Raw genomic sequence first — 4,102 nt, 5'->3', positions numbered from 1 at the left:
CGCAGGCAGTACGAGCAGTACGACAAGACGCAGCAACGACGCCAGAAGAGTTTTGTTAGCCGCGCCAACAGGAGACAAAGCACTATGGACCAACCTCGACGCAACATCTTGACCCACTCCGCCCTCCTCGCCACCGGCGCCGTCGCCGGCTGCGCCCTGCCCGCAGGCGCCAGCAAAATGGCCCCCACCCCCTTCGACCTGCCGCAGACCACGATCCCCATTGTGGGCAGCGACCAAGTGTTCCCCGTGCGCCGCGTCTACTGCATCGGCCGCAATTACGCGGCACATGCGCGCGAGATGGGCTCGGACCCCACGCGCGAGCCGCCCTTCTTCTTCCAGAAGCCGGCCGACGCGATCCAGTTCGTGAAGCCCGGCGTGGTGGCCGACCATGCCTACCCCACGCTGACCAAGAACTACCACTACGAAGTGGAACTGGTCGTGGCCCTGGCCAAGGGCGGCAAGGACATTCCGGTGGAAAGCGCGCTGGACCACGTGTTCGGCTACTCGCTGGGCCTGGACATGACGCGCCGCGACCTGCAGCGTGAAATGGGCGACCAGAAGAAGCCGTGGGAGATCGGCAAGGCCTTCGACCAGTCCGCCCCGGTGGGCCCTCTGTACCCGGTGAGCCAGGTGGGCCACATCAAGGACGGCGACATCTGGCTCAAGGTCAACGGCACCGTCAAGCAGAGTGCCACGCTGCAGCACATGATCTGGTCGGTGGCCGAGCAGATCAGCCGCCTGTCGCGCGCCTTCGAGCTCAAGCCCGGCGACATCATCTACTCGGGCACGCCCGAAAACGTGGGCCCGGTGGTCAAGGGCGACGAGATCGAGATCCATATCGACCGTTTTCCGAACCTGAAGCTGCGCATCGTCTGATCATCCGCAGGCGGCGGCTATGCTGGCGCGGTGAAGACCCTGACCTTCTACCGCATCGCCCTGGGCCTGCCCTTGGCCGTGCCCCTGCTGCTCTTTGCGCTGGACCGCAGCGCCCTGGGAGGCGTGCTGATCATGTCCGCAGTGTTCGGCGGCGCCCAGTACCTGCTCTTTGCGCTGGCCTTCGGGGCGTGGCTGGGCAGGCTGCAGGCGCCCGAGGGCCTGCACCGTGCGCTGTGGCGCGCACCCCTGCTGTTCCAGCCGGTGCAGGCCATTGGCTGGCTGTTGTTCTTCGCCGTGCAGGGCGAGCCAGGTGCCATCTACGGCGCCCTGTGGATGCTGCTGCCTCTGGCCATCTGGTGTCTGGTGCTGGGCTATGCCTATGTGGGCCTGGCCCGGCTGGCATGCGGTGTTCTGCGGCGGCTGGGGCGGGTGCGCGACCCGGCCACCAACCCTGAAGCCCTGGCCGACGGCGGCTAACCCACGTCAAGCGCCGTGTCGGAGTGCGACAGCCCGTAGAGGCCCCGCAAAGCACCGGCCTGCGCGCCGGCAACCACCAGCGCGGCATCCGACAGTTCGGTGCCTGCCAACACCTCCAGCGCCGAGCGGTCGTACCCGCAGGCGATGAAGACCCAGTCGGCCGCAGGATCGGGCCCACCGCGGATCTGCTGCTCGGTGGTGGTGGCGATCGTGGGGGTCTGGTTCTGCAGCAGGTGGCCCGCCGTGGTACCAGGGCGCGATGACAGTGAACCCGCCAGTGCGCCCAGGTGGGCACGCAGTCGTTGCGCGGCGCCATCGGCTGGAGAGAAGCGCACCGTGAGCGCATGCCGGGACAGCGCCCCTCCCCGGCTTTCCAGCACGCGGCACTGGCTGCGCACCATGTGGCGGTGGTGCGGCATCATCTGCGTGGACCAGGGTGAGGGCGCGTTCAGACGGGCCAGGTAGGCATCGGAGACCAGGGTCTCGTAGGCCTCCAGTTCGTACAGCACGAAGAAGCCTTCGCCACCGTCCACCGCGGACCAGCGCGCGCCGCGGTGAAAGCCTGGAATGCCCATTCGCTCCGGAAAATGCTCGTGCGTATGCCAGTCCTCGAACTCGGCGCGGTGGGCGGGCGCGATGTCCCACCACATTGCAAGGGCAGCCTTTCCCAACAAGGCCATGGCCGCCCTCACTTGCTGCCGCCGCGCAGGCGCGCGAGCTCGGCGTTGACCTGGGTCATCAGCGGCTCGCCGACTTCCTTGGCGAACTTGTCGACCACGGGCTGCACCTTCTGGCGCAGGCGCGCGAGCTCGGCCGGCGCCACGTCGTTGACCTGCATGGTCTTGCGCAGGTTGGTGATGGATTCGGCCTCCTTGGCCTGGGCGATGCGGCGCTCTTCCTGTTTCGCCTCGTTGGCCGCATCGGTGATGAGCTTGCGCTCGGCCTCGGACATGCCGTCCCAGGTCTTCTTGCTCATGAGCACCGGCATGCCGGTGTAGACGTGGCGCGTGAGCGAAAGGTATTTCTGCACCTCGGCGAACTTGGCCGACTCGATCACGCCCACCGGGTTGTCCTGGCCGTCGATGGCCTTGGACTCCAGCGCGCCGTAGACCTCGCCGAAGGTCATGGGCACGGGGTTGGCACCCAGGGTGTTGAACATGTCCAGGTAGATCGGCGAGGCGATCACCCGCAGCTTGAGGCCCTGCAGGTCCTCATGCCGGGCGATGGGGCGCTTGCTGTTGGTCATGTTGCGAAAGCCCAGGTCCCAGATGCCCAGGCCGACAATGCCGTGCGCCGCCAGGCCCGCCTGCAGCCTCGTTCCCACCGGGCCGTCGGCCAGGCCATAGGCCTCCTGCGGGCTGTCGAACAGGAAGGGGAAGTCGAACACCATGAACTGCTTGTCGATGCCTGCCAGCAGACCCGTGGCCATGGACGCGAAATCGAGCGTGCCGCCGCGCACGGCCGACAGGTTCTGCGTGTCGCTGCCGAGCACGGCATTGGCGAACAGCGTCACCTTGATCTTGCCGCCGCTCTTTTGCCCGACCAGGTCGGCGAACTTCTGCGCGCCCTGCCCGAGGGGATGGTCCTTGGCCAGGCTGAAGGCGAACTTGAGGTTGCGCTCCTTGATTTCCTGGGCCAGCACCGAGGGAATGGCCGAAGCGAAGGCAACGGCACCGATGGCCGCCAGTGCCGCGCGGCGCAAGGTGGATGTGGTCATGCTTGTCTCTTCCTTTCTTTCTTGGGAGGTGATCGCTGCGGCACGCCTTCAGCGGTGCGTGCTTCGCGGTGCGACGGCGCATGTTATTCGCATTTTCTGAACACCATTCAACATTTACAACTCATTCAAATTCTGAAAGGCTGCGTATGATCGCGACTATCCACCCGAAGGAGTCCCCATGAGCGGAGCGCTCGAGAAATCCCTGGCCATCCTGGAGTACCTGGTAGCGCACCCCGATGGCGTGGCGCTGGCGCGCATCTCCACCGACCTCAACATGCTGCGCAGCGGCTGCCACCGCACGCTGCACGAGTTGATCGGCTATGGCTACGTGCGCCAGATGCCGCACAAGGGCGACTACGCGCTCACCACCAAGATGGCATCGATGGGGCTGAGCTTCCTGAGCCGCTCGGGCGTGGTGGACATCGCCCAGCCGGTGATCGACCGGCTCGCGCGCACCACCGAGGAACTGGTGCGCCTGGCCATCGTCGACGGCGAGCGGCTGACCCTGGTGGCCAAGGCCCAGGGCGCCAAGTCCGGCCTGCTGTACGACCCGGACATGGGCATCGACCTGCGCCTGTCATGCAGCGCCGCGGGCCATGCCTGGCTCATGACCCTGCCCGAAGACGAGGCCGCCGCACGCGTCTCCAGGCAGGGCCTGGGCAGCCCGCGCCAGTTCGGCCCCAACGCGCCCACCTCGCTCAAGGCACTGCAGACCGCCCTGCGCACGCATGCCAAGCGCGGCTACAGCCTGATCCAGGACGGCTATGCGCCCGGCATGAGTTCCATGGCGGCCCCTGTGCGCCGCAAGGGCGAACCCACCACAGGCGTGGTGGTCATCGCTGGCCCCTCGGCCCGGCTCACGGCCAAGAGCATGGCCCGCTTCGGCCCCGAGCTCATGGCGGCGGCGGACGAGCTGGCCATGGCGGGCCAGGCATCGCCGCTTCTCAGGTCCGCCAACGTGGGCACCTGGGGCAACCGTATTGACCACACCCCCTGAGTCGCTTCGCGCCTTCCCCCTCTCTCTCCTCGCTA

At 67.0% G+C, this 4,102-nt stretch carries 5 protein-coding genes; 3 read left to right on the top strand and 2 right to left on the bottom strand.

Features of this window, described 5'->3' with window-relative positions:
• Positions 1-84: 84 nt before the first annotated feature.
• Positions 85-876, top strand: coding sequence for a fumarylacetoacetate hydrolase family protein (locus ASE31_RS10795; protein ID WP_057201652.1), 792 nt, complete (start codon positions 85-87; stop codon positions 874-876).
• Positions 877-906: 30 nt separating this feature from the next.
• The gene (locus tag ASE31_RS10790; protein WP_057201651.1) at positions 907-1,353 is read left to right on the top strand and encodes a hypothetical protein; all 447 of its coding nucleotides are present in this window, start codon (positions 907-909) and stop codon (positions 1,351-1,353) included.
• Here the strand turns inward: ASE31_RS10790 and ASE31_RS10785 are convergent.
• Both ASE31_RS10785 and ASE31_RS10780 read right to left on the bottom strand, forming a co-directional pair.
• Positions 1,350-2,033 carry a DUF4286 family protein gene (locus ASE31_RS10785; protein WP_057201650.1) on the bottom strand — a complete coding sequence of 228 codons (684 nt, stop codon included), beginning with the start codon at positions 2,031-2,033 and terminating at the stop codon, positions 1,350-1,352. The two genes, ASE31_RS10790 and ASE31_RS10785, sit on opposite strands and share 4 nt — an antisense overlap.
• An 8-nt stretch (positions 2,034-2,041) precedes the next feature.
• Entirely contained in the window at positions 2,042-3,070 is a 1,029-nt protein-coding gene (locus tag ASE31_RS10780; RefSeq protein ID WP_057201649.1) for a TRAP transporter substrate-binding protein, read from the bottom strand.
• A 178-nt stretch (positions 3,071-3,248) separates the two neighbouring features.
• On the opposite strand from ASE31_RS10780, the gene ASE31_RS10775 reads away from it, so the two are divergent.
• On the top strand, positions 3,249-4,067 hold the full coding sequence (locus ASE31_RS10775; RefSeq protein ID WP_057201648.1) for an IclR family transcriptional regulator: 819 nt from the start codon (positions 3,249-3,251) through the stop codon (positions 4,065-4,067).
• Positions 4,068-4,102: the final 35 nt, after the last annotated feature.

Origin of the sequence: Acidovorax sp. Root217 (assembly GCF_001428645.1) — a bacterium.
Lineage (GTDB): Bacteria > Pseudomonadota > Gammaproteobacteria > Burkholderiales > Burkholderiaceae_C > Acidovorax.
This window is presented reverse-complemented; position numbering and strand designations above follow the sequence as displayed.

Coding starts and splice junctions, on each gene's coding strand:
- ASE31_RS10795 (WP_057201652.1), top strand. CDS start 85: ATGGACCAACCTCGACGCAACATCTTGACCCACTCCGCCCTCCTCGCC.
- ASE31_RS10785 (WP_057201650.1), bottom strand. CDS start 2,033: ATGGCCTTGTTGGGAAAGGCTGCCCTTGCAATGTGGTGGGACATCGCG.
- ASE31_RS10780 (WP_057201649.1), bottom strand. CDS start 3,070: ATGACCACATCCACCTTGCGCCGCGCGGCACTGGCGGCCATCGGTGCC.
- ASE31_RS10775 (WP_057201648.1), top strand. CDS start 3,249: ATGAGCGGAGCGCTCGAGAAATCCCTGGCCATCCTGGAGTACCTGGTA.